Source organism: Betaproteobacteria bacterium (assembly GCA_016709965.1).
Lineage (GTDB): Bacteria > Pseudomonadota > Gammaproteobacteria > Burkholderiales > Rhodocyclaceae > Azonexus > Azonexus amarohabitans.
The window spans coordinates 55,744-76,455 of sequence record JADJLT010000001.1 but is presented as its reverse complement, the minus strand read 5'-3'; the positions used below and the strand labels follow the sequence as shown (position 1 = coordinate 76,455).

General features: G+C 57.7%; 21 protein-coding genes. 10 read left to right on the top strand and 11 right to left on the bottom strand.

Annotated features, from left to right (window positions below; all coding sequences use genetic code 11):
- Position 1 precedes the first annotated feature (1 nt).
- A complete protein-coding gene (locus IPJ12_00405; protein ID MBK7645674.1) occupies positions 2-2,521 on the top strand; it encodes a cation-translocating P-type ATPase in 2,520 nt (839 codons plus the stop codon).
- Positions 2,522-2,537: 16 nt separating this feature from the next.
- On the opposite strand, the gene IPJ12_00400 is transcribed toward IPJ12_00405, so the two are convergent.
- The gene (locus IPJ12_00400) at positions 2,538-2,873 is read right to left on the bottom strand and encodes a hypothetical protein (GenBank protein ID MBK7645673.1); all 336 of its coding nucleotides are present in this window, start codon (positions 2,871-2,873) and stop codon (positions 2,538-2,540) included.
- A 172-nt stretch (positions 2,874-3,045) separates the two neighbouring features.
- Here IPJ12_00400 and IPJ12_00395 point away from each other — a divergent pair, with 172 nt between their 5' ends.
- The 4 genes from IPJ12_00395 to IPJ12_00380 are packed head-to-tail and all read left to right on the top strand — an operon-like array spanning position 3,046 to position 6,345.
- The gene (locus IPJ12_00395) at positions 3,046-4,434 is read left to right on the top strand and encodes a 3'-5' exoribonuclease (protein MBK7645672.1); all 1,389 of its coding nucleotides are present in this window, start codon (positions 3,046-3,048) and stop codon (positions 4,432-4,434) included.
- Between the two features lie 44 nt (positions 4,435-4,478).
- On the top strand, positions 4,479-5,498 hold the full coding sequence (locus tag IPJ12_00390) for a patatin-like phospholipase family protein (protein MBK7645671.1): 1,020 nt from the start codon (positions 4,479-4,481) through the stop codon (positions 5,496-5,498).
- A complete protein-coding gene (locus IPJ12_00385) occupies positions 5,495-5,974 on the top strand; it encodes a CreA family protein (GenBank protein MBK7645670.1) in 480 nt (159 codons plus the stop codon). The genes IPJ12_00390 and IPJ12_00385 overlap by 4 nt, the downstream gene beginning before the upstream one ends.
- A 5-nt stretch (positions 5,975-5,979) precedes the next feature.
- Entirely contained in the window at positions 5,980-6,345 is a 366-nt protein-coding gene (locus IPJ12_00380) for a cupin domain-containing protein (GenBank protein MBK7645669.1), read from the top strand.
- Here IPJ12_00380 and IPJ12_00375 read toward each other — a convergent pair.
- Together IPJ12_00375 and IPJ12_00370 are read right to left on the bottom strand one after the other, a co-directional pair.
- On the bottom strand, positions 6,342-7,142 hold the full coding sequence (locus IPJ12_00375) for a methyltransferase domain-containing protein (GenBank protein MBK7645668.1): 801 nt from the start codon (positions 7,140-7,142) through the stop codon (positions 6,342-6,344). The genes IPJ12_00380 and IPJ12_00375 overlap by 4 nt on opposite strands.
- Entirely contained in the window at positions 7,129-8,370 is a 1,242-nt protein-coding gene (locus IPJ12_00370; GenBank protein ID MBK7645667.1) for a BtaA family protein, read from the bottom strand. The genes IPJ12_00375 and IPJ12_00370 overlap by 14 nt, the downstream gene beginning before the upstream one ends.
- Before the next feature lie 244 nt (positions 8,371-8,614).
- Here IPJ12_00370 and IPJ12_00365 point away from each other — a divergent pair, with 244 nt between their 5' ends.
- Positions 8,615-8,932, top strand: a complete 318-nt coding sequence (locus IPJ12_00365; protein ID MBK7645666.1) for a hypothetical protein — start codon at positions 8,615-8,617, stop codon at positions 8,930-8,932.
- A 36-nt stretch (positions 8,933-8,968) separates the two neighbouring features.
- Positions 8,969-10,435 (top strand): DegQ family serine endoprotease, encoded by a 1,467-nt coding sequence (locus IPJ12_00360; protein ID MBK7645665.1) that lies wholly within the window; start codon positions 8,969-8,971, stop codon positions 10,433-10,435.
- Positions 10,436-10,489: 54 nt separating this feature from the next.
- On the opposite strand, the gene IPJ12_00355 is transcribed toward IPJ12_00360, so the two are convergent.
- The 5 genes from IPJ12_00355 to IPJ12_00335 form a co-directional block, all read right to left on the bottom strand.
- Positions 10,490-11,185 carry a UPF0149 family protein gene (locus IPJ12_00355; protein ID MBK7645664.1) on the bottom strand — a complete coding sequence of 232 codons (696 nt, stop codon included), beginning with the start codon at positions 11,183-11,185 and terminating at the stop codon, positions 10,490-10,492.
- A gap of 81 nt (positions 11,186-11,266) precedes the next feature.
- On the bottom strand, positions 11,267-11,857 hold the full coding sequence (locus IPJ12_00350) for a nucleotidyltransferase family protein (GenBank protein MBK7645663.1): 591 nt from the start codon (positions 11,855-11,857) through the stop codon (positions 11,267-11,269).
- The gene (locus tag IPJ12_00345; GenBank protein MBK7645662.1) at positions 11,854-12,849 is read right to left on the bottom strand and encodes an XdhC family protein; all 996 of its coding nucleotides are present in this window, start codon (positions 12,847-12,849) and stop codon (positions 11,854-11,856) included. The genes IPJ12_00350 and IPJ12_00345 overlap by 4 nt, the downstream gene beginning before the upstream one ends.
- Before the next feature lies 1 nt (position 12,850).
- Positions 12,851-15,049, bottom strand: a complete 2,199-nt coding sequence (locus IPJ12_00340; GenBank protein MBK7645661.1) for a xanthine dehydrogenase family protein molybdopterin-binding subunit — start codon at positions 15,047-15,049, stop codon at positions 12,851-12,853.
- 11 nt (positions 15,050-15,060) lie between these two features.
- Positions 15,061-15,519, bottom strand: a complete 459-nt coding sequence (locus tag IPJ12_00335) for a (2Fe-2S)-binding protein (GenBank protein MBK7645660.1) — start codon at positions 15,517-15,519, stop codon at positions 15,061-15,063.
- 179 nt (positions 15,520-15,698) lie between these two features.
- Between IPJ12_00335 and IPJ12_00330 the strand changes: the two genes are divergently transcribed.
- Both IPJ12_00330 and msrB read left to right on the top strand, forming a co-directional pair.
- On the top strand, positions 15,699-16,652 hold the full coding sequence (locus IPJ12_00330; protein MBK7645659.1) for an AraC family transcriptional regulator: 954 nt from the start codon (positions 15,699-15,701) through the stop codon (positions 16,650-16,652).
- A 70-nt stretch (positions 16,653-16,722) separates the two neighbouring features.
- Positions 16,723-17,118 (top strand): peptide-methionine (R)-S-oxide reductase MsrB, encoded by a 396-nt coding sequence (msrB, locus tag IPJ12_00325; protein ID MBK7645658.1) that lies wholly within the window; start codon positions 16,723-16,725, stop codon positions 17,116-17,118.
- Here the strand turns inward: msrB and IPJ12_00320 are convergent.
- Positions 17,073-17,924 carry a helix-turn-helix transcriptional regulator gene (locus IPJ12_00320; protein ID MBK7645657.1) on the bottom strand — a complete coding sequence of 284 codons (852 nt, stop codon included), beginning with the start codon at positions 17,922-17,924 and terminating at the stop codon, positions 17,073-17,075. The two genes, msrB and IPJ12_00320, sit on opposite strands and share 46 nt — an antisense overlap.
- 86 nt (positions 17,925-18,010) lie before the next feature.
- On the opposite strand from IPJ12_00320, the gene IPJ12_00315 reads away from it, so the two are divergent.
- On the top strand, positions 18,011-19,219 hold the full coding sequence (locus IPJ12_00315; protein ID MBK7645656.1) for an MFS transporter: 1,209 nt from the start codon (positions 18,011-18,013) through the stop codon (positions 19,217-19,219).
- Between the two features lie 111 nt (positions 19,220-19,330).
- Here the strand turns inward: IPJ12_00315 and IPJ12_00310 are convergent, their stop codons facing one another.
- The gene (locus IPJ12_00310; protein MBK7645655.1) at positions 19,331-20,221 is read right to left on the bottom strand and encodes a radical SAM protein; all 891 of its coding nucleotides are present in this window, start codon (positions 20,219-20,221) and stop codon (positions 19,331-19,333) included.
- Positions 20,222-20,224: 3 nt separating this feature from the next.
- On the bottom strand, positions 20,225-20,650 hold the full coding sequence (locus tag IPJ12_00305) for an acyl-CoA thioesterase (GenBank protein MBK7645654.1): 426 nt from the start codon (positions 20,648-20,650) through the stop codon (positions 20,225-20,227).
- Positions 20,651-20,712: the final 62 nt, after the last annotated feature.

The following is a 20,712-nucleotide window of genomic DNA, read 5'->3' as shown; positions in this document are numbered from 1 at the left end:
CATGCCGCCCGAACTTCTCCGAGGGCTAACCCGCGACGAGGCAACCGCCCGGCTGGCGGCCGATGGCCCCAATGAACTGGGCGCCAACCAACGACGCTCGATATTAGCCATCGCCGGAGAAGTTACCCGAGAACCGATGTTCCTGTTGTTGCTGGGTGCCGGGGCAATCTATTTCGCTATGGGCGATCCCCACGAAGCGCTGATCTTGCTGGGCTTTGTGGTCATCATCATGGTGATCACCATTCTGCAGGAACGTCGCACTGAAAATGCCCTGGAAGCCCTCCGCGATCTGTCCAGTCCACGGGCCTTGGCAATTCGGGACGGGGTACAAACGAGGATTCCCGGTCGCGAAGTCGTTCGCGAAGACCTTTTGATCCTGTCGGAAGGCGACCGTATTCCCGCCGACGGCGCAGTCCTGCAAGCACATGAACTGGCAGTCGACGAATCGATGCTGACGGGCGAGTCCGAAGCGGTCGTGAAGTTTGCCGACGGTGGCGTGGCTTTCGCGGGCACGCTGGTCGTCCGTGGTCAAGGAATGATCAAGGTCAGTGCAACTGGTAGCACAACTGAACTCGGACGCATCGGGAAATCGCTACAGGATATTGCCGTTGAATCGTCACCGCTTCGCGAGGAAATGGGTCGCTTGACGCGCCGACTGGCGGTGATCGGCATCGGCCTGTGCTTGGCGCTGGCACTTCTCTACTGGACTTTGCGAGGAAGCTGGCTCGATGCCTTGCTAGCCGGCATTACGCTGGCGATGGGGATTCTGCCCCAGGAATTTCCGGTCATCATGATCATTTTCCTGGCCATGGGGGCACGTCGAATTGCTAACCAGAAAGTGCTGACGCGACGTCTCAATGCGATTGAAACCCTGGGCGAAACCACGGTTCTTTGTGTCGATAAAACAGGAACGCTGACCCAGAACCGCATGGCCGTTGCCGCGCTGTCGGTGGATGGAAACCTCCTGGAGATCAAGGATATTGCTGGAGCGGTGCTTCCCGAGCCCTATCACGAGTTGCTTGAATACGCCGTTCTGGCCAGTGAAATCGATCCGCATGACCCGATGGAGCAAGCATTTCACCGTTTTGCTGGCGATTTACTGGCTGATACCGATCACTTGCACCCGAATTGGTCTTTGGCAAAAGAGTACGAGCTTTCCCCTGAACTTCTTGCCATGTCACATCTATGGAAAGACGAGACCAGCAAGCAAAACATTGTCGCCACGAAAGGAGCACCGGAAGCTATTGCCGAACTCTGTCACCTGCCGGAAGCCGACAGGAAAAGCCTGACACAGCAGGCAGAGATAATGGCCGATCGAGGTTTGCGCATTTTGGGCGTGGCCAAGGCCAGACATGCCGTTCAGGATGGCTTTCCGGAGATCCAGCATGATTTCGATTTCGAGTTCATTGGGCTGATCGGACTGGCCGACCCGCTCCGCCCAGAAGTACCTGCTGCAGTCGCCGAGTGCCTGACAGCTGGTATTCGGGTGGTGATGATTACCGGTGATCATCCACGCACTGCTCGCGCCATCGCAGCCAGCGCTGGTATTGACAGTCGCGAGGTCATCACCGGAACAGAACTTGAGTCGATGGACGTGAAGGCACTTTCCGCACGTATCGCCTCTGTCAGCATCTTCGCCCGCGTCACACCGCAGCAAAAACTCGCCATTGTCGAGGCGCTCAAGGCGAATGGCGAAGTCGTGGCCATGACGGGCGATGGGGTCAATGACGCCCCGGCCCTGAAGGCCGCGCATATTGGTATAGCCATGGGCAAGCGAGGAACGGATGTCGCTCGCGAGGCAGCCTCGCTGGTATTGCTTGAAGACGACTTTGGCGCCATCGTCGCGGCCATTCGATTGGGGCGACGTATCTTTGCCAATCTCCGACAGGCAATGGTTTATACCCTGGCAGTCCATATCCCGATCATCGGCTTGTCGGTTCTGCCGGTGATGTTCGGCATGCCGCTGATTCTGGCGCCGATTCACATTGCCTTCCTTGAACTGATCATCGACCCGGCATGCTCCATCGTCTTTGAAGCCGAGCCAGGGAACCCGGACCTGATGGAACAGCCTCCTCGATCAGTCAGTGAACATCTTGTTTCCTCACGGCAACTTGTCCTTAGCCTGGTACAGGGGTGCTTGGTTACGCTGGCCGCTTCTGGTTTCTATTTCTGGTGTTTGTCGACCGGCATTGCAACGGACGGGGCTCGGGCATTGGCTTTCATTGTTCTGATTGTGGCAAATGCTGTGTTGATTTTCCCGAGTCGTTCTCCGGAGTCAGGGTGGCGCCAGATGCTTGCTGGGCTGACGCCCGTGGTGCCGTGGGTGCTGGGTGGCACGCTGATGGGACTCTTGCTCATTATCTGCGTCCCGGCTATTGCTGCAGCCTTTGCTTTTCAGACGCCAACAATTCAGCAAAGCCTGGTGGCTTTGGGTGCCGGTGTGGGAATGGTGATTCTTTTCGAGATCACGAAGGAAGCGCTGAATATTTCGCAGCCGAGGCGAGGCTCAAGCGGGAAATAATCGATCTTTTAGTCGATTACGTGTCGCTGTTATGGACCGCGCTCAAGCGCTCGGAAACGTACTCGCCACGTGCCGCTGAATTATTATCCTGGCCGTTTTGTGCACACCAGGCGAAGAACTCTTCGGGAACAATCTGATATTCGAGTGCCAGAACACCGGAGCGCTGAAAGTTGCGGCGGGCGGTAACGGCCATCGCCTTCCATTTTTCGAACGACTCCTCAAAACACTCCGGATCAACCGCCGTGGCCTTGACCTGCGCCCAGGTTTCCGCGGTGTACCAGGTGACGCCGATAACCAGCGACTGCGTCCGCCGCTTGGCTTTGATGCTTTGGTAAAGGGTGGGCTTTTTCATGATCGTGTGCGTGGGAGTTCGGGGAAAGTGTTCGCGCTATTGTAGAACTGCCATTCTGCAAATATCTGAAAATCAAAAATCGAGGCGCGCGAAATTTCTGGCACGTAGGTGAATGACCGTCTTTTTTGTCACGACAGATACGGCGACCAACGCTCCATGAGAAAATTCGTCCATGCGCCCCCTCGCCTTCGTCGACCTTGAAACCACCGGTGCCACCGCCACCCACGACCGCATCACCGAAATCGGCATTGTCGAAGTCGATGCGGACGGCACGGTGCGCGAATGGCAGCAACTGGTCAATCCCGGCATGCGGATTCCCCCTTTCATCGAGCAACTGACGGGCATCAGCAATGACATGGTGGCTGATGCGCCGCCGTTTGAAACCGTTGCGGCCGAGACCATGAAGCGGCTGGAAGGCAGGCTGTTCATTGCCCACAACGCTCGCTTCGACTATGGTTTCCTGAAAAATGAGTTCAAGCGCCTGGGTATCACTTTTCGCGCCTCCGTGTTGTGCACGGTCAAACTGTCACGCACGCTTTTTCCGGAACACAAGCGGCACAATCTGGACAGCCTGATTGAGCGCCACGACCTGCAGGCTGCGGCCCGCCACCGGGCGCTGGCCGATGCCCAGTTGATATTTCAATTTTGGCAAAAAATTCACGTTGACCGTAGCAGTGATGACATTGAGTCTGCGCTCAAGGCACAAAACGCCCATCCCAGCCTGCCGCCTCATCTCGATGTCAGTATCCTCGATGAGTTGCCTGAAGTACCCGGCGTCTATCTTTTTTATGGCGAAAACAACCTGCCGCTCTACGTTGGCAAAGCCAAGGATATCCGCCAGCGCGTGCTCTCGCATTTTGCCGGCGACCATAGTGCCGCCAAGGAGATGGAGCTGGCGCAACAGGTGCGGCGCATTGACTGGATCGAGACCGCTGGCGAAATCGGTGCCCTGCTCAAGGAATCGATACTGGTCAAGTCGCTGCAACCAAGTCACAACCGGCAACTGCGCAAAAATGATGAGGCCTGCACCTGGACGCTGATTGATGAAGGCGAAGGCTGGTTGCGTCCGCAACTGGTCAATCTGACCGACATCGCCACCGGCATCACTATCGCCTGCTACGGACTGTTCAAGAACGGCAAGGAGGCCAACAACGTGCTGCGCGCACTGGCCGATTCGCACAACCTATGCGACGTGCTGCTCGGTCTCGAGAAAGTCAAACCGGGCAAACCGTGTTTTGGTCATCAGTTGCGCCGCTGCAAGGGCGCCTGCGTTGGCAACGAGCCTTATGCCAAACACACCGTTCGCCTGATATCGGCGCTGGTCGGACTGAAACTGGTTTCCTGGCCGTTCACCGGTCCAGCAATGATCCGTGAAGGTGAAGATGCGCATGTGATCGACGGATGGCGCTATCTCGGCACGGCGAAATCTGAGGAAGACATGGACGCCCTGCTTGATGGCCAGCGCCCACCGTTTGATCGCGACACCTACAAGATTCTGGCCAAAAATATCGCCAGAATGACGCCCCTGCCAAATCGTGCCATCGTCATCGAGTCGCATTGAAAAACATGGCACACTGATCGTTTTGAATTATTCGGACTCGCCTTATGAACCAGAAAGCCGTTTCTTCCAGCACCAGCAAACCAAAATCAGTGGCCATCGCCTGTCAGGGCGGTGGCAGTCATACGGCCTTCACGGCCGGCGTCCTGCAAGTGTTATTGAATGAGCTGGACACCACCCGTTATCGCATTCATGGTCTGTCAGGTACCTCCGGCGGTGCGCTGTGTGCCGCCATTGCCTGGTACGGGTTGTTGCTGAATGATGGGCTGCAAGGGGCGAAACTGCTGGAATCATTCTGGCAAGACATGAGCGCCACGGAACTTCACGACTTGATGAGCAACCAGTTCCTGGTCGGACTCCAGCGTAGTCGAAACTTTTTTGCCACGCCGGAGTTAAGCCCCTACCTGTTGCCGAATACCGGGCAGGATGTTCTCGCGAAAACGCTCAAGAAATACATCGAATTCAATAAGTTGTCTGAACTTGTTAAAGGCAATTCACCAACTTTGATGGTCGGTGCCGTAAATGTGCTGTCGGGCGATTTTGCAATCTTCAATTCAAAAGCTTCGCACCCGGAATTTGGCATCTCCGTCGACGCCCTGCTTGCCTCTGCCGCTGTGCCCGAACTGTTCCGGGCCGTGCGCATCGGCAAAGGGCTCTATTGGGATGGCCTCTTCTCGCAAAATCCGCCGATTCGCGGCTTCCTTTCCGGACACGGCAGCAGAGATGCGAAACCAGACGAAATCTGGGTGATCCAGATCAATCCGGAAACACGGTCGAGCGAACCGAAATCGGCCAATGACATTGACGATAGGCGCAATGAACTCGCCGGCAACCTTTCGCTCAATCAGGAACTGTTTTTCGTTCGGCAGACCAACGATTGGCTACACAAGAAATGGCTGACAGCCGACCACCTCAAACATGTTGAGATACGCCATATCGCGCTGGAAATGGAGCTCGACTATCCATCCAAACTGGACCGCAGACCGGAGTTCATTAACTCGCTGCTGACTGAAGGCCGACGCAAAGGGAGTGAATTTCTCGGCAAACTTCCGAAAGCCAAACCATGACACAGCGCCGTATCCTGAAACGCTCCATTTTTCTGGCCCTGTCAGCCCTGCTGCTATCACGGCCTGTTTTCGCTGAAGAAGTAGGTTGCGCAACCACAACCTGGAAACTGATTGGCGCCAATCACCGGGTTTGCGTCTATGCCTACGACGACCCCAAGATCCCCGGCGTCACCTGTCACGTCAGCCAGGCGCGAACCGGGGGCGTCAAGGGCAGCCTCGGGCTGGCCGAAGATCCGTCGCAATTTTCCATCGCCTGTCGTCAGATCGGTCCGATCACCCTGCCGGCCAAATTGCCGGATGATGAAGTGGTATTCAGCGAAGATACCTCGATCTTTTTCAAGGAAACCAACATTCATCGTTTTCTGGATAAAAAGCGAAACGTACTGGTGTATATGGCGATCAGTCGCAAGATTATCGAGGGTGCGCCGGCCAACTCGATTTCGACAGTCCCCATCCAGCCCTGGCCTGGCAAGTGACAAAAATAGCCCGCCGACGCGAAGTCCTTCCTTACGTCACCAAGGATGATTCGGAAATCCGGGAGTTGCTGCATCCAAGCCAGCATGGTGTTCGCAATCAGAGCCTTGCCGAAGCATTGATTCCGGCAGGATGCACAACGATCCTGCACCTGCATCTACGCACCGAAGAGATTTATCACGTCACCAGCGGTAACGGCATCATGACCCTGGGTGAAGAAAAATTCCGGATTGAAGTGGGTGACAGCATCCCGATTTCACCTGGTACCCCACATTGTGTGGAGAACACCGGCGATAAGGCGCTGGTCATTCTCTGCTGTTGCGCACCGGCATATTCGCATGACGATACGGTCTTGCTGGAAGATCGTCTTTAAGCCATCCCGGGAATCCCGGCGTCTGGCAATTTTTTCAACCAGTCAGGTGGCGAGCCGGAGACTTGGCCAGCTTCCTCCAATGTCACCGGTGCACTCTGCCGCTCGCCGACAAAAATATAATACGGCGCCTGAAGTCCCGGCAGATATGGTACCGGCGCCCGCGCCTCAAGACATGACTGCTCGGTAAAGAGCCGCTTGAGCAATGGCAGATGTTCGTCCGACAAATGTACGCCGTCATGCCCGAACCACTTGCGCCACAATGCATTGCCCAAACGATTGCCAGACTGCGGCAGGTAGAAATCGACAACGCCGATGCGGCCACCGGGTGCCAGTATCGCATCAACATTGGCAATCACCCGCCACCAGTCAGGAATCATGGTCAGTGCATACGACATGAAGACGCAATCGACCGGCTGATCAGGTTGCCACGTTGTCGCATCAGCCTCGATCACCCGGATGTTTTCAAATCGGGCTACCCGCTGCTGCGCAACCTCAAGGAGCGCGGGGCAGAGGTCCACCATGTCAAAACTGGAGAACTCCCCTGCCCTATCCCCAATGCGCAGCAAGCTGCTGCCTGTGCCGCAACCCAGTTCGACCACGCGTGAGCCAGGCTGTAGATTCAGCCGATCAACCAACTCCTGGCGGCCATGCAGCAGGCGAGCGCGAAAGGCATCGTAGCGATCCGCTTGCGGCGCGTAGAAGGCCTGCAAACGCTCGGCGTGATTGCCCTCGGTCGGCTGTCCGCGCAGCAGACGCCACAGGACACGGGCGTCTGCTGCGAAATCAGCCGCCGGCATGGGTAGCTACTTGGGCGATGGCGAAGCCGGCATAGGTATGCACGCGATCGTCCAGTTGCAGGCGCGCAGCAAGTTCGGTCTCGTAGTTCAGCATGGCCTTGAGCGGCTTATGCTGCGCTCCGACAGTCACCCAGTCCAGAAATGGCGGGTTGGCGTGGGCACTGCGCAACAACAGGCGCGCCGAGGGGGCTGCCCGATTAAAGATAGCGTTCCACTCTTCAATCAACGCTGCCGGGTAATAGCAGCTCATCCAATCCATGTGATCAAGTAGCACAAAACGGGTAATCGGCTTGCTGCCGTTCTGCAGGAATTCAGTGACGGTGCAGGTGTGGGGCTCGATACAATCGACCAGGCCACCCTTAAGGGCATTGAAATTTTCTTCTTTCAAATAGGATGGACAGCAGTCGCGGGTGTAGCTGCCAGTCAGATAAACCCGCCAGAAGTAGTTTTCACTGACTGGCAGATTGCGGAAAACATATTCGATGGCATCACGAATGAATCCGGAAACGCCGTCGGGATGCTGCCCCTGAACCAGCCGGCGCTGCGGGTGTGGAACGCCAAGCAGGCTCATAGTCAGTTGGCGGTTGAGTACCCAGTTGATCACGGGCGTCCATAATTCACCGGCAATTTTTTCGTCGTAAATCCGGCGCTGCTCGTCCAAACTGTTTGACGCGAACAATTCAGCGACACGCTGTGCCAAAGGCGGACGTATGCGGAAATATGTGCGAAAGCCACGGGCAACAAAGCCGGCCAGACCATGAAAATAGAAGCTGCCGTGCCTGCTGGCGAACCAGTTGAAGCGACGATCCCAATAGGTCTTCGCGAAATCGGATAGTTCATGACGCAACTGATGGCGATAGATGTTGCGAATATTGGCGTGGAAGCCACTGCCAAAAATGGCGAAAAAGTCGTCGAAATCCAGTTTCCGAATACCCGCAATTTTCAGTTCTAGCAGCGCATTCTGGCGGGGGTTGGCATCGATAGCATAGACCCTGGCCGGATTTCCCAGGGCGTAATCGAGCGCATTGCATCCGGCACTGGTAATCACCATCACGGTATCCTCAGGGCCGATATGAAGCGCCTGACGATCAACGGCCGGATCCTCCCAACAAGTGTTGTAAACCAGCGAACGCGAATACAAGGCATCGAATATCTTTTGGTCGATGCGGTCCTTGAGGGTCAGATTGGTGGCCGGAATAGCCAGGTTCAATGGGGCGGGTGCGTTCATTTAGCGGCGGATCGAGAAGTGATTTCCCGAAATTAGGCGCGCCGCGTTACCAAACCATGACAAACGCCAGAAAATTGAAACCTGTTTTCAATTTATCGGTGCCCAAAAATCAAAAAAAGCCAGCCGTCCAGGCTCAATATCGCCGCTCAGACAAGTATTGATACAAATCGTCGCAAAAACACTACTGGAAAAAATTACTTTTGGCCCAACACTAGACCCATGATCTTTCGAACAGGAGTCTCCAATGCAGTCCAACCTCCAATCGCAAGATGGGATCATCGCCCAGTTTCTGCATTTGTCGCGGATTCACCTTGGTCTGATGCAGATACAGGTAACCGAAATGCCTCCAAGGCGCATCGCGGGGAACATGCGACAGGTATTACATTCATTGATCGTCGCCGGATCGCTCGGCGCGCTCTTCGGTAACCCTGCTTTTGCCAGTTCGGCAAGCCGTGAGCCTGAACCAGCCGAACGAAATCAGGGCGCCCATAGCTTGCGCACCGTGACAGGCAATCAGCCAAACCTTTCGCATTTGCCTTCCCTGAACGGCAAATCCCGTTAATCACTTTCTGACAAAACCACCCAGCAAGAGGACAAGATGAATACCAAACCACTGAAAATGACCGTTGCCGCCGTCGCAGTCGCCGCGGCTGTCGGCGGTGCCTATTCACTCGGCCAAAACGTTCCTTTCAGCAACGCGGAGGCCGCCGCACAACCTGTGGCCGCCACGGTTGCCCCGAGCACGCCTGTTGTCACACCGGCAGGCCTGCCCGACATGCGCAGCATCGTCGCTACCAATGCCCCGGCGGTAGTCAATATCAGCGTTACCGGTTCGCGCAAAACAGCGGCAGCCATTCCCGGCATGCCGCAACTCGACCCCAACGACCCGTTCTTCCAGTTCTTCCGTAATTTCCGGGGACAGATACCTGAAGGCAGCGAGCCTGTACGCGGTCTTGGCTCCGGTTTCATAGTCAGCCCCGATGGCACCATTCTGACCAACGCCCACGTGGTGGACGGTGCCGAGGAAGTCACCGTCAAGCTCAACGACAAGCGTGAGTTCAAGGCCAAGGTATTGGGTCTGGACAAGACAAGCGATGTCGCAGTACTGAAGATCGATGCCAGGAACCTGCCTACCGTGAAGATTGGCAGTTCAGCGCAAACCCAGGTTGGCGAGTGGGTGCTGGCCATTGGCTCGCCGTATGGTTTTGAAAGCAGTGCCAGTGCCGGCATCGTTTCAGCCAAATCCAGAAACCTCCCGGATGGCAGCTACGTGCCGTTCATTCAGACCGATGTGGCGGTCAATCCCGGCAATTCCGGCGGCCCGCTGTTCAACATGAATGGCGAGGTAATCGGCATCAACTCGCAGATTTATTCGCGTAGCGGTGGTTATCAAGGGCTTTCGTTCGCCATTCCCATGGAGGTGGCGATGAATGTCGAAAGACAGATCGTCACCAACGGCAAGGTTCAGCGCGGCAAGCTTGGCGTAACCATCCAGGACGTTAACCAGGCATTGGCTGATAGTTTCGGCCTGCCCAAGCCGACGGGTGCGCTGGTTTCCTCCATCGAGAAAGGCAGTCCGGCAGCAAAAGCCGGGCTCGAACCGGGTGACGTGATTCTCGGTATCGACGGCAAGACAATCGAGACGACCGGTCAGCTGCCGGCAGCGGTTGCTGGCAAAGTGCCCGGAGAGATCGCCCATCTGCAAATCTGGCGCAAAGGTGCGAGCCGGAACATCGATATCAAGGTTGGCAGTTTCGGTGATGAAAAAGTAGCTTCAATCGATCCTCAGCCCACCGACAAGAGCCGGCTCGGTGTTACGGTCAGGCCGCTGACCTCTGAAGAGCGCCGTCAGGCCGACACGAAAGGCGGCGTAGTGGTTGAACAATCGGGAGGCGCCGCAGCGCGGGCCGGCATTCGTCCGGGAGATATCATCATCTCGGTCAACGGCCAGCCGGTCTCCGATATCGAGCAATTGCGCGGGATCGTTGCCAAGTCGGGCAAAAAGGCGGCGATTCTGGTCGAGCGTGGCAATTCGCGGCTCTTTGTGCCGGTCGACCTCGGCTAAAAACAAAAAGGCCGTTCATCTGAACGGCCTTTTTAACGCCAGCGAAAGCCTTGCTCAATTGAGTTTTTCCGGGCTGCCGCAACACAGTTTGAATTTTTTACCGCTGCCACAGGGGCAAGGATCATTGCGAGCGGCCTTGTCGCCTTCGCGCTGGACGGTGCCGCCTTTACGCTTGTTGCGCCAGAAGTTGTACAACGTCTGCACGATGACCGGCAGGTTTTCCTGAATATCGGCAACCAGACGTGCCTCTTCAGCAGGCGGGAACCAACGCTCGCCGCTTTTTTCAGCGTCTTCCTTGAGCATCCCGTTCAGCAGGAACAGCGGTTCCAGCAGCTCGGACAGGTCATCGGCGTGCTTGCCGGCCATTTCGTACCAATCACCGGCCAATCCAGCGCCGAACACGTAAGAATCAGCCCAGGTTTCGTAGTCGTATTCCTGGCAGCTTTCATCAAGCGGATAAAGCACCGGAGAAATGGTTTCATCGGCCAACAGTGCCGCGGCCAGATCGTTATTCAGGCGCATCAATAATTCAAGCGCTGCTTCAACCTCTGGATTGCCACCAGCTTCCAGCCCTTTGCCCAGCGCTTCGGTGAGCCAGATGGCCGGTGCAACCGGCTCGGGGGCACTGACGACGGCGCATAGCATGGCCTGGATTTCGTCGAGACGCATGGCCTCGCCCTGGAATACTTCGGATTCAAGCAGCTCTTCAAGCCGATCTAGATCGGCATCGGTCAGGGGGGTGGGGTTCATCGCGTTATTCCTCTGCAATTGCAGAATGATAGCCCACTTCTTCCCGTGACGCAGCCTTGGTCGTGGCGGAAAGCAGCTCGATCAGATGCTTGATGGCATGCTTGAAACATCAACTTGCGATGGCCGGTCTACGTCGTGAATGATGCCTGGATCATTCACCGGACACGTGACAAGTAGCGTTGGATCGGCTGCCAAAATCACTTTTCCACCCTGATCGCCAGTCAGCGAAATTAACCGAGAATAGGAGTCAGCACCGAAGCCAACCGGATGCCCCATCATTTTGTCGAACACAGGTCGGGCCATAAGGGCCCCATCGTAAAGTGCGCGAAGAACTGCGTGGTAACTCGCCGGCTGAATGAAGGGCATATCGGCCAGGGCAACCAACCAGCCCGCCGCATTGGGGCTGGCAGCAACGCCACAACTCAGGCTGTGGCCCATGCCCTGCGCTGCGGACTCGCAAACCACTGTTTCCAGCCCTTCCGCTGCCAGCAGCTCAGCGAGGACCGAGTCATCCGGCCGGATCACCACAATGGTCCGTGGGCAGATGGCCGCCAGATGGCGGGCCGAGGCCAGTGCCATCGGCGTGCCGTCGGCCAGCGGATACAACCTTTTATCGGCACCAAAGCGCCGACTGCTACCTGCCGCCAGCAAAATGCCGACGATTTGCCTCATTCGATCCGGCAGGCGTAGGGGTCGGCGACTGCTGCGGTCAACCGGAAATTTTGCCCGTTTTTCAAAGCCGTCATTTCGGCCAGAATGGAGACAGCAATTTCCGGCGGCGTCCGACTGCCGATAGGAAGCCCGACGGGACCATGCAGCCGATCCACTTCAGCCTGCGACAGATCGAAATATTGCAGCAGCCGTTCACGGCGCTTGCTGTTGTTGGCCTGAGAACCGAGCGCCCCGACATAGAAGGCCGGTGATTTGAGCGCCTCAAGCAAGGCAAGATCATCAAGTTTTGGATCATGCGTCAATGCCACGACAGCGCTGCGCGGGTCCAGGCTTAGTTCAGCCACGGCGTCGTCCGGCATCAAGGCGATGCGCTCGGTCCCCGGCACATCCCAGCCATCGGCATACTCGCTGCGCGGGTCGCAGATATAGACACGATAGCCCAGTGACAACGCCATCGTCGCCAGATAACGCGAAATCTGTCCGGCACCGATGATCAACAGACGCCATGCGGGGCCGTGCAGCGTGACCAGCGTTTCGCCATCCCATTGCAGGTTATCGCCCGCGCTGCCGCCTTCGATGCCGACAGCGCCATCGGCGAGCGCAACCCGTCGACGTACCAGTTGCCCACCGCTGATCCGTTGGGCCAACTGTTCGAGCAAAGCGACATCCGGCGACGGTTCGAGCACCAGTTCCAGCGTGCCACCACACGGCAGCCCGAAGCGATGCGCTTCATCAGCCGTCACGCCGTAGCGCAACACGCGCGGCATCGAGCCGACAAACTCACCCGCCGCTGCCCGGCGAATCAGATCATCCTCAATACATCCACCCGAGACTGAACCCTGCACCTGACCATCGTCGCGCAGCACCATCCAGGCGCCCGGCGGTCGCGGTGCGGAACCCCAGGTCCGCGCCACCGTTATCAGCGCGAAACGATGCCCGGCAGCCACCCATTTTCGGGCGGCGTCGAGAACCTGCGAGTCCAGGCTATCCATCTCAAGCCACCAGTTCGGCGGTATTGAATGGCATTTTGTGCAGGAACTTGCCGGTTGCCGCGGCGATGGCATTGGCTACTGCCGGCGCGAGCGGCGGCACGCCAGGCTCGCCAATGCCGGTAGGTGCACCGCTCGAAGGAACAATATGGACCTCGACCACCGGCATTTCGCTGATACGGATCGGCGCATAACCGTCGAAATTGCCCTGCTCGACACGACCTTCCTTAAGGGTGATTTCGCCATGCAAGGCGGCAGAAAGCGCGAAACCAACGGCGCCTTCAACCTGCGAGCGAATGTTGTCCGGATTGATCGCCGTACCGCAATCAACCGCGCAGACAACTCGATCCACCTTGATCGAACCGTCCTTGCTGATCGTCACCTCAGCCACTTGCGCCACGAAAGAATTGAAGGATTCATGCACCGCGACACCGCGGCCACGTCGCTCACCGGCAGCCGCTTTGAGTGGTGTAGCCCAATTGGCTTTTTCTGCGGCAAGCTTGAGCACACCAGCGTGACGAGGATGATCGTTCAGTAATTCAAGACGCAGCGCGACCGGGTCCTTGCCCATCGCGACAGCAACCTGATCGAGGAAAACCTCGGTCGAATAAGCCGTATGCGACGAGCCGACCGAACGCCACCAGAGCACTGGAACAGGAATATTAGTCGGCGTATGCAGGTCAACGGTTAGATTGGGAATGGCGTAAGGCAGATTGGAGGCTCCTTCCACCGACACGTGGTCGACACCGTCCTTGATCATCATTTTTTCGAACGGTGATCCGAGCATGATTGACTGCCCGACCAGCCGATGGCGCCAGCCGACCAGCTTGCCATTCCCGTCCACCGCCGCTTCCATCGCGTGATGGAACATGGGCCGGTAGAACCCACCGCGCATGTCATCCTCGCGCAGCCAGACCAACTTGACCGGGGCACGTCCGTTGATGGCCTTGACGATATGCGCTGCCTCCAGCACGTAATCCGACTGCGTGGATGCCCGACGCCCGAAACTGCCGCCCGCATAGAGCATGTTCAGCTTGACCTGCTCCGGCTTGAGACCGAAAAGCGCCGCCACCTTGGCTTGATCGACGGTCTGAAATTGCTCGCCGTTCCACACTTCGCAACCGTCGGCATGGCGGTGGATGACACAGTTCATCGGCTCCATTGCTGCGTGCGCAAGGTAAGGAAAATCGAAGCTCGCGCTGAGCACCTTGGATGCGCCGGCAAATGCCTTGGTGGTGTCGCCGGTCTGCTTGGCAATCAATCCGGGCTTCTTGGCCATTTCCTTGTACTGCGCAAGGATTTCAGCGCTGCCAAGCTTAAATGCCTGGGTTTCATCCCAGATCACTGACAACGCATCGCGGCCCTTCTTGGCGCTCCAGGTGTCGGTGGCCAGCACGGCAACGCCCTGCGGAATCTGCACGACATCGACGACGCCTTTGATGGCCTTTGCCTTGCTCGCGTCAAAAGACTTCACTGTCGCGCCAAACAGCGGCGGGTGGGCCACAACGGCGACCAGCATGCCGGGCAGGAAAACGTCCTGAGTGAATTTTGCAGAGCCGTTGGTCTTGGCCGCGCTGTCCTTGCGCTTGGCCTGCTTGCCGATCAGGCGAAAATCCTTCGGATCCTTGAGTTTTACTTCCGTCGGCACGGCTTCCTTGGCTGCATCAAGCGCCAGTTCGCCGAAACTGGCTTTGCGACCACTGGCAGCGTGGCTGACGACGCCGTCGCGAATCACAATGTCAGCTGCGCCGACATTCCAGCGCTTTGCAGCCGCTGAAACCAGCATGGCCCGACCGGTTGCCCCGGCCTTGCGCATCTGATCCCACGAATTGGCCATGGCCGTACTGCCGCCCGTGCCTTGTGCCGGCCCCCAGAAGGTGTTGTTGTAGCGCTTGGCATCCGCCGGGGCGCCTTCAACACGAACATGATTCCAGTCAGCATCCAGTTCATCGGCCAGAATGGTTGCCAGCCCGGTGTAAGTGCCCTGCCCCATTTCCAGATGCTTGGAGAGCACCGTCACGCTATTGTCTGCACCGATACGCAGAAAGGCATTGGGTTCGAAAGTGGCTGCAGAAGCATCGACCAAACCCGATTTTCCAGCAGCGGCAGCGGCAACCACGGGCAGGCAGAAGCCCAGTGTCAGGCCGGCACTACCTTGCAGGAAACGACGGCGGCTGAGATTTTCAATGATGATGTCGCTCATGTTCAAACTCCTCAGGCCAGCGCCTTGGCGGCTTCGTGAATGGCAGCGCGAATGCGCACATAAGTGGCGCAGCGGCAGAGGTTGCCCGACATCGCGTTGTCGATGTCGGCATCCGTCGGCTTGTGGTTCTGACTGAGTAGCGCCACCGCACTCATGATCTGGCCGGATTGACAATAGCCACATTGCACGACATCCAGCTTGCGCCAGGCTTCCTGAACAACCTTGCCGACCCGGTTGGCATCGATTGCCTCGATGGTGGTAATTTTTTGGCTCACTACCGACGACACCGGGGTCGAACAGGACCGGACCGGTGATCCGGCAACATGGACTGTGCAGGCGCCGCACAAGGCCTGTCCGCAGCCGAATTTTGTCCCCGTCATCTGCAGCGTGTCGCGCAGCACCCACAATAGCGGCGTATCGGGGGCTACATCGAGTTGATGCACCTTGCCATTTATAGTCAGTTTGATCATCTGCAAGCTCCTTGGCGGAAACAATATGACGGCGATGCTGAATGCCGCCGTTTATGCGAATAGTGTGGGCGAAATCGTTGCCAAATTAATAACCCAATCGTGCAGACTTATTGCCTGATCCTCCGAAATCCGCCAGTTGCCTCTCGTCTATCGGGTCCAAAGCCGCTACGCTCCGAGCTATGTATATCGACTCTCAGACCTTACCCCAGCAAAATAATTCCACGGCCATGAGCGATGTCGAACTGACGCGTCAAGGCGATGAACTTGGAGACATCATTCTTCGTCACTGCGCGGCAGATGGCACGGTGGAGACCGCCGTTCCCGGGCTGAAGCTGTTCCGCGGATCAAGCACCGACGCGCCGACCTGCACGATTATCGCTTCAGTGTTTGCCATGATGGCTCAAGGGGCCAAGCGATTGACCATCGGCGACGACACCCTGGATTACGACGCCCGTCACTATCTGATTTCGTCGGTTGATCTGCCGATTTTCTCGCGCGTCACCCGCGCTTCAGCCGCCGAACCCTATCTTGGTATGGCGTTAAATATCGATCCCGTGAAGATCAACGAACTGACCGCTGCCATGCCTGAAAATAGGTTGCTGGATGGGGTTGACCGCGGTATTGGCGTCGGCACGATGAGCGTTGAGATTCAAAATACTGCGCTTCGCCTTGCCCGATTGCTCGATACGCCGACGGACATTCCGGTATTGGCGCCCATCATCGAGCGCGAACTGCTATACCGTCTGCTCACCGGCGCCCTCGGATCACGCCTGCGCCAGGCCGCTGCCGGCGGCAGCCACAGTCACCAGATTGTCCGTGCCATCGACTGGCTGAAGGCCAACCTTGATCAGCCGATCAGTATCGACAGGCTGGCCAGCCTGTCCAACATGAGCAAATCGTCGTTGCATCACCATTTCAAGGCACTGACTGCGATGACGCCGCTGCAATACCAAAAACAGATGCGATTGCATGAGGCACGCCGCCTGATGCTGGTGACCAACGCTGATGCCGCCTCGGCTGCCCATTTTGTCGGCTACGAAAGCCCATCTCAATTCAATCGCGAATATCGACGCTTGTTCGGTATCCCGCCCGGCCGCGACGTCGCACAATTGCGCCACAATCAGGCCGGCTGATGTGTTCTCATCCTGTCGGGAATCATTTTCTGCAACGCCGGTCAGAATCGTAGTCCTCAAGAAAGCCAACATGCCAAAAATCGAAAAAACCGACGCCGAATGGCGTAGCCAGCTTGACGAAACCCAATATCGCGTCACCCGCCAGAAAGGCACTGAACGCGCTTTTACCGGCCAGTATTGGGATTGCCACGAAGACGGTACGTATCGCTGTATCTGCTGTGGCGCCCCGCTTTTTCGCTCGGAAACGAAATTTGACTCCGGCTGCGGCTGGCCCAGTTTTCACACACCGAATGAAGCTAGCCTGATCGATGAGCATGTCGACCGCAGTGTCGGGATGATCCGCACTGAAGTTACCTGTCACGACTGTGGTGCCCATCTCGGCCACGTTTTCGAGGATGGCCCGGCCCCCACCGGCCTGCGCTACTGCATCAACTCGGCATCGCTGGCACTCGAACCGGATAAATAGTCAGGCGCATCCACCGTTGGTCGAGCGCTCATGAAACGGCTGGGCGGTACGCCGAAGGCACGCTTGAACATGGCCGAAAAAGCCGCCGGACTGGCATAGCCCAGACGCTCTGCTACATCGCCCAGCGGGCAACCACGGCCGATCAGGTCAAGCGCCCGCGCCAGCCGCAATTGCTGGCGCCAGGCGCCAAAGCTCATCTTGAATTCATCCTGAAACAGCCGGGCCAGCGTGCGTGCGCTGGCCCCGACGCGATCCGCCCAGTCCTCCAGCGCCAACGGCGACCCCGGGTCATCAATCAGCGCCTGACACAAAGCCTGCAATCGCCGGTCATGCGGCATGGGAAGCCCCAGCGATAACGGCGGCGCTCGCCGGATTTCCGTGAGCAACAGCGCAGTTACCTGACGCTGTCGCAGGGATGCATCCGGACTCTCGCGATCCGCTTCGCTCAGTGCCTCGAACAGCGCCCGCATCAAATCGGAGACTTCGATCACCGAACAGGCATCCAGCGACAAGGGAGCCACTTCGGGCGCAATATAGACCGTACGAAATTCGACCTCGCCCAGCATCAGCAAATCGTGCTCGATATGCGGCGGAATCCAGACTGCGCGCAGCGCGGGCACCAGCCAGGTCATCCCGGCGGCCGAAATGCGGATACCGCCGCGCAGCGGATAGGCCAGTTGCGCCCAGTCGTGCTGATGTGGCGGTACATAAACATCGGGCGGCGGACAACGCAGGTTAACCGTCAGCGGGAGTTCCGCAGTCGGTGCTCGACGAGGGAGCGGATCAAAAGTGAGGTCTGTCTGCATTGCGATGATTTTTGTCTGAATGTCGCGTCACGGTCAATAGTCCCCACGCTAGACTGCAAACCTTATCGATTTACTCGGACTTTTCCATGACCACCGCTACCCTGCGCGCGCCCGAGCGCAGCGACATCGAAGTCATTTCGTTGATCGGCTTTGTGCACGGTGTTTCGCATTTCTTCCATCTGCTACTGCCGCCGCTTTTTCCGTGGTTGATGCACGATTTCGGCCTCAGTTTTACCGGCATCGGCGTCACGATGACTGTCTTCTTCATCGTTTCCGGCATTGGCCAGGCAATGGCAGGCTTTCTCGTCGATCGTTTCGGGGCTGTCCGTGTACTTGGTGGCGGCATCACCTGTTTTGTGTTGGCCGGTGTTGTGTTGCACTTTGCCACTGGCTACCCGATGTTGATCGTCGTTGCTGCGCTGGGCGGCCTCGGCAACAGCGTCTTTCATCCGGCCGACTTCACGGTGCTGAACCACCGCGTTTCGGCACAAAGACTGGGCCACGCCTTCTCCGTCCATGGGCTCTCCGGCAATCTAGGCTGGGCGGCAGCGCCCGTATTCATGACCGGCATCGCCACCGCAGCCGGATGGCGCAGTGCTGCGCTGGGCGCCAGTGTTGTTGCCGTCGCCGCACTGGCGATGCTCTTCTGGCGCCGCCATGCGATTACCGAAGCCATCGATCACCACGCTGATAAAGCCGCCGAAGACAAAGTACCAACCTTCGCATTCCTGAATTCGCGTGCCGTTTGGTTGTGCTTCCTCTTTTTCCTGCTGATCACCGCAGCCTTCGGGGCCATCCAGAATTTCGCCACGCCTATCCTGCAGGCGCTTTACGGATTGTCGGTCACGACAGCCGCACTGGCGCTATCAACCTACTTGGTTGGCGGTGCGTTCGGCATCATTTTGGGCGGATTCCTGGCCCAGAAAAATGCCCACGATTACCTGATCGCCGGGGCGCTCGGGGTGGCCGCATTGCTGGCGGTTCTGCTCGCCAGCGGCGTGCTGCCGGCCTGGGCCATTCTGCCACTGATGGGCGGCATCGGCTTTTGTACCGGCACGGCAGGCCCTTCGCGTGATCTGCTGGTTCGCCGGGCTGCAACGGCGCGCTTCGGCAAATCGGCCTATGGCCGGGTTTATGGTTTCGTCTATTCCGGCCTGGACCTTGGCTTGGCCATGGCGCCGGTTGCTTTTGGCGGCCTGATGGACCACCGCCAATTTGGCGAAGTGCTGATCGGTATCGCCATCCTGCAAACGCTGGCTATTTTTTCGGCGTTACGGGTGGGGAAGGCGGTTTAGGCAAATCTCACGGTCAACCGGAAATTTTGGCAAAAATTGAAAGCTTGCTGGCGGGGTGGGCTAATTAAGCAAGGGGTTCCGCCAGCAAGGCGGAACCCCTTGCCAATCAACCTACAACCCCCGCGCCCATGCCGGCCGCAAATGCGCAGCTTCGGGTGCAGCAATGGCCTGGCGAACCTGAGCCAACAGACGTTCTTTATCTGCGCCCAGCGTGCCCTTGAGCACCAGCCAATTTGAAGCATGATCGCTGCGAAACACGGTGCGCTTCAGTTCGAGGCAGGACAGGAAGCGCTCCATCTCGACAAAAAGCGCGTGCTGGTCGAGCGGTTCCCACCCCGGAAACCCGGCGCGGAAGCGTTCTTCACCTTGTGGAAAGCTGACGACCAGCGTCGACAAATATTCCGGTTGCATCGCATTGGCCAGCCGCGCAGAATTTTCGGCATGCTGCATCGACAGCGCCTTGCCGCCGAGACCATTGAGAATCATCACTGAACGGGTAATGCCGGCCGCACCCAGCTTGTCGAGCGACTCGCACGTGGTTGCATAGGTTTCCCCCTTGTCGACCGCTGCCAGCACCTGATCATCACCGGATTCGGCCCCGACATAGACCATCTTCAACCCGGCCGCCGCCAGCTCATCTATTTCGGCCTGTGATTTCTTGCGCAAGTTGCGAGGCAGGCAATAGCTGGATACCCGCCGCACCGCCGGCAGATGCGTCTTGATGGCCTCAAGGATGGTTACCAGTCGCCGCGTCGGCAGTACCAGTGCATCGCCGTCGGTAAGGAAGACACGGCGCAGCTCGCCACCATAACGTTGGCCGGTCAGGCGAATGCTCTCCAACACCTCATCCTCGCTGCGCGCCAGAAATTTTTTCTGCGGTGCCGTATACATTTCGCAGAAGGTGCATTTGTTCCACGAGCAGCCATCGGTCACCGGCAGGATCAACGATGCCGCTTCGCTCGGCGGACGAAAGACGGGCTCGAGGTAGCGAATTGGAATCATCGTTTACAGTGTGACCTTGGCCACAAAGGCTGCGGGTGCGGCAGTCGGCTTGCGCACGGCGTAGTCGAAGAAGACGATGCCGTGCTTGCCGCGTGCCACCTCGCGCCCGCTGGCCTTGTCGGCAAGGCGCCAAACCAGATCGCAACCGAACTTGTTGAAATCGTTGGCGCCCATCTCGATCACCAGTGTTTCACCGTGGAAGGCCTCGGACTTGTATTGCGCGGCAACATCGGCGACAACGATACCAACGCCCTCGATATCGAGTTCGGTGTAGCCCAGCGCCTTGAAGAAGCGCACGCGCGCTTCGGCGACCAGCGAGATCAGCGCCGCATTGTCGAGATGATGGCCGTAATTGATGTGACTGATGTAGATGGGGATTTCAGTCGAAAAGCTGAAGCGCTCGGGCAAATCGATCTTGATACGGGGCATGGTGGCATTGAGACTCGAATGGAGGAATCCCGATTCTAAGGGCTGGATCGGTGCACTGCCAG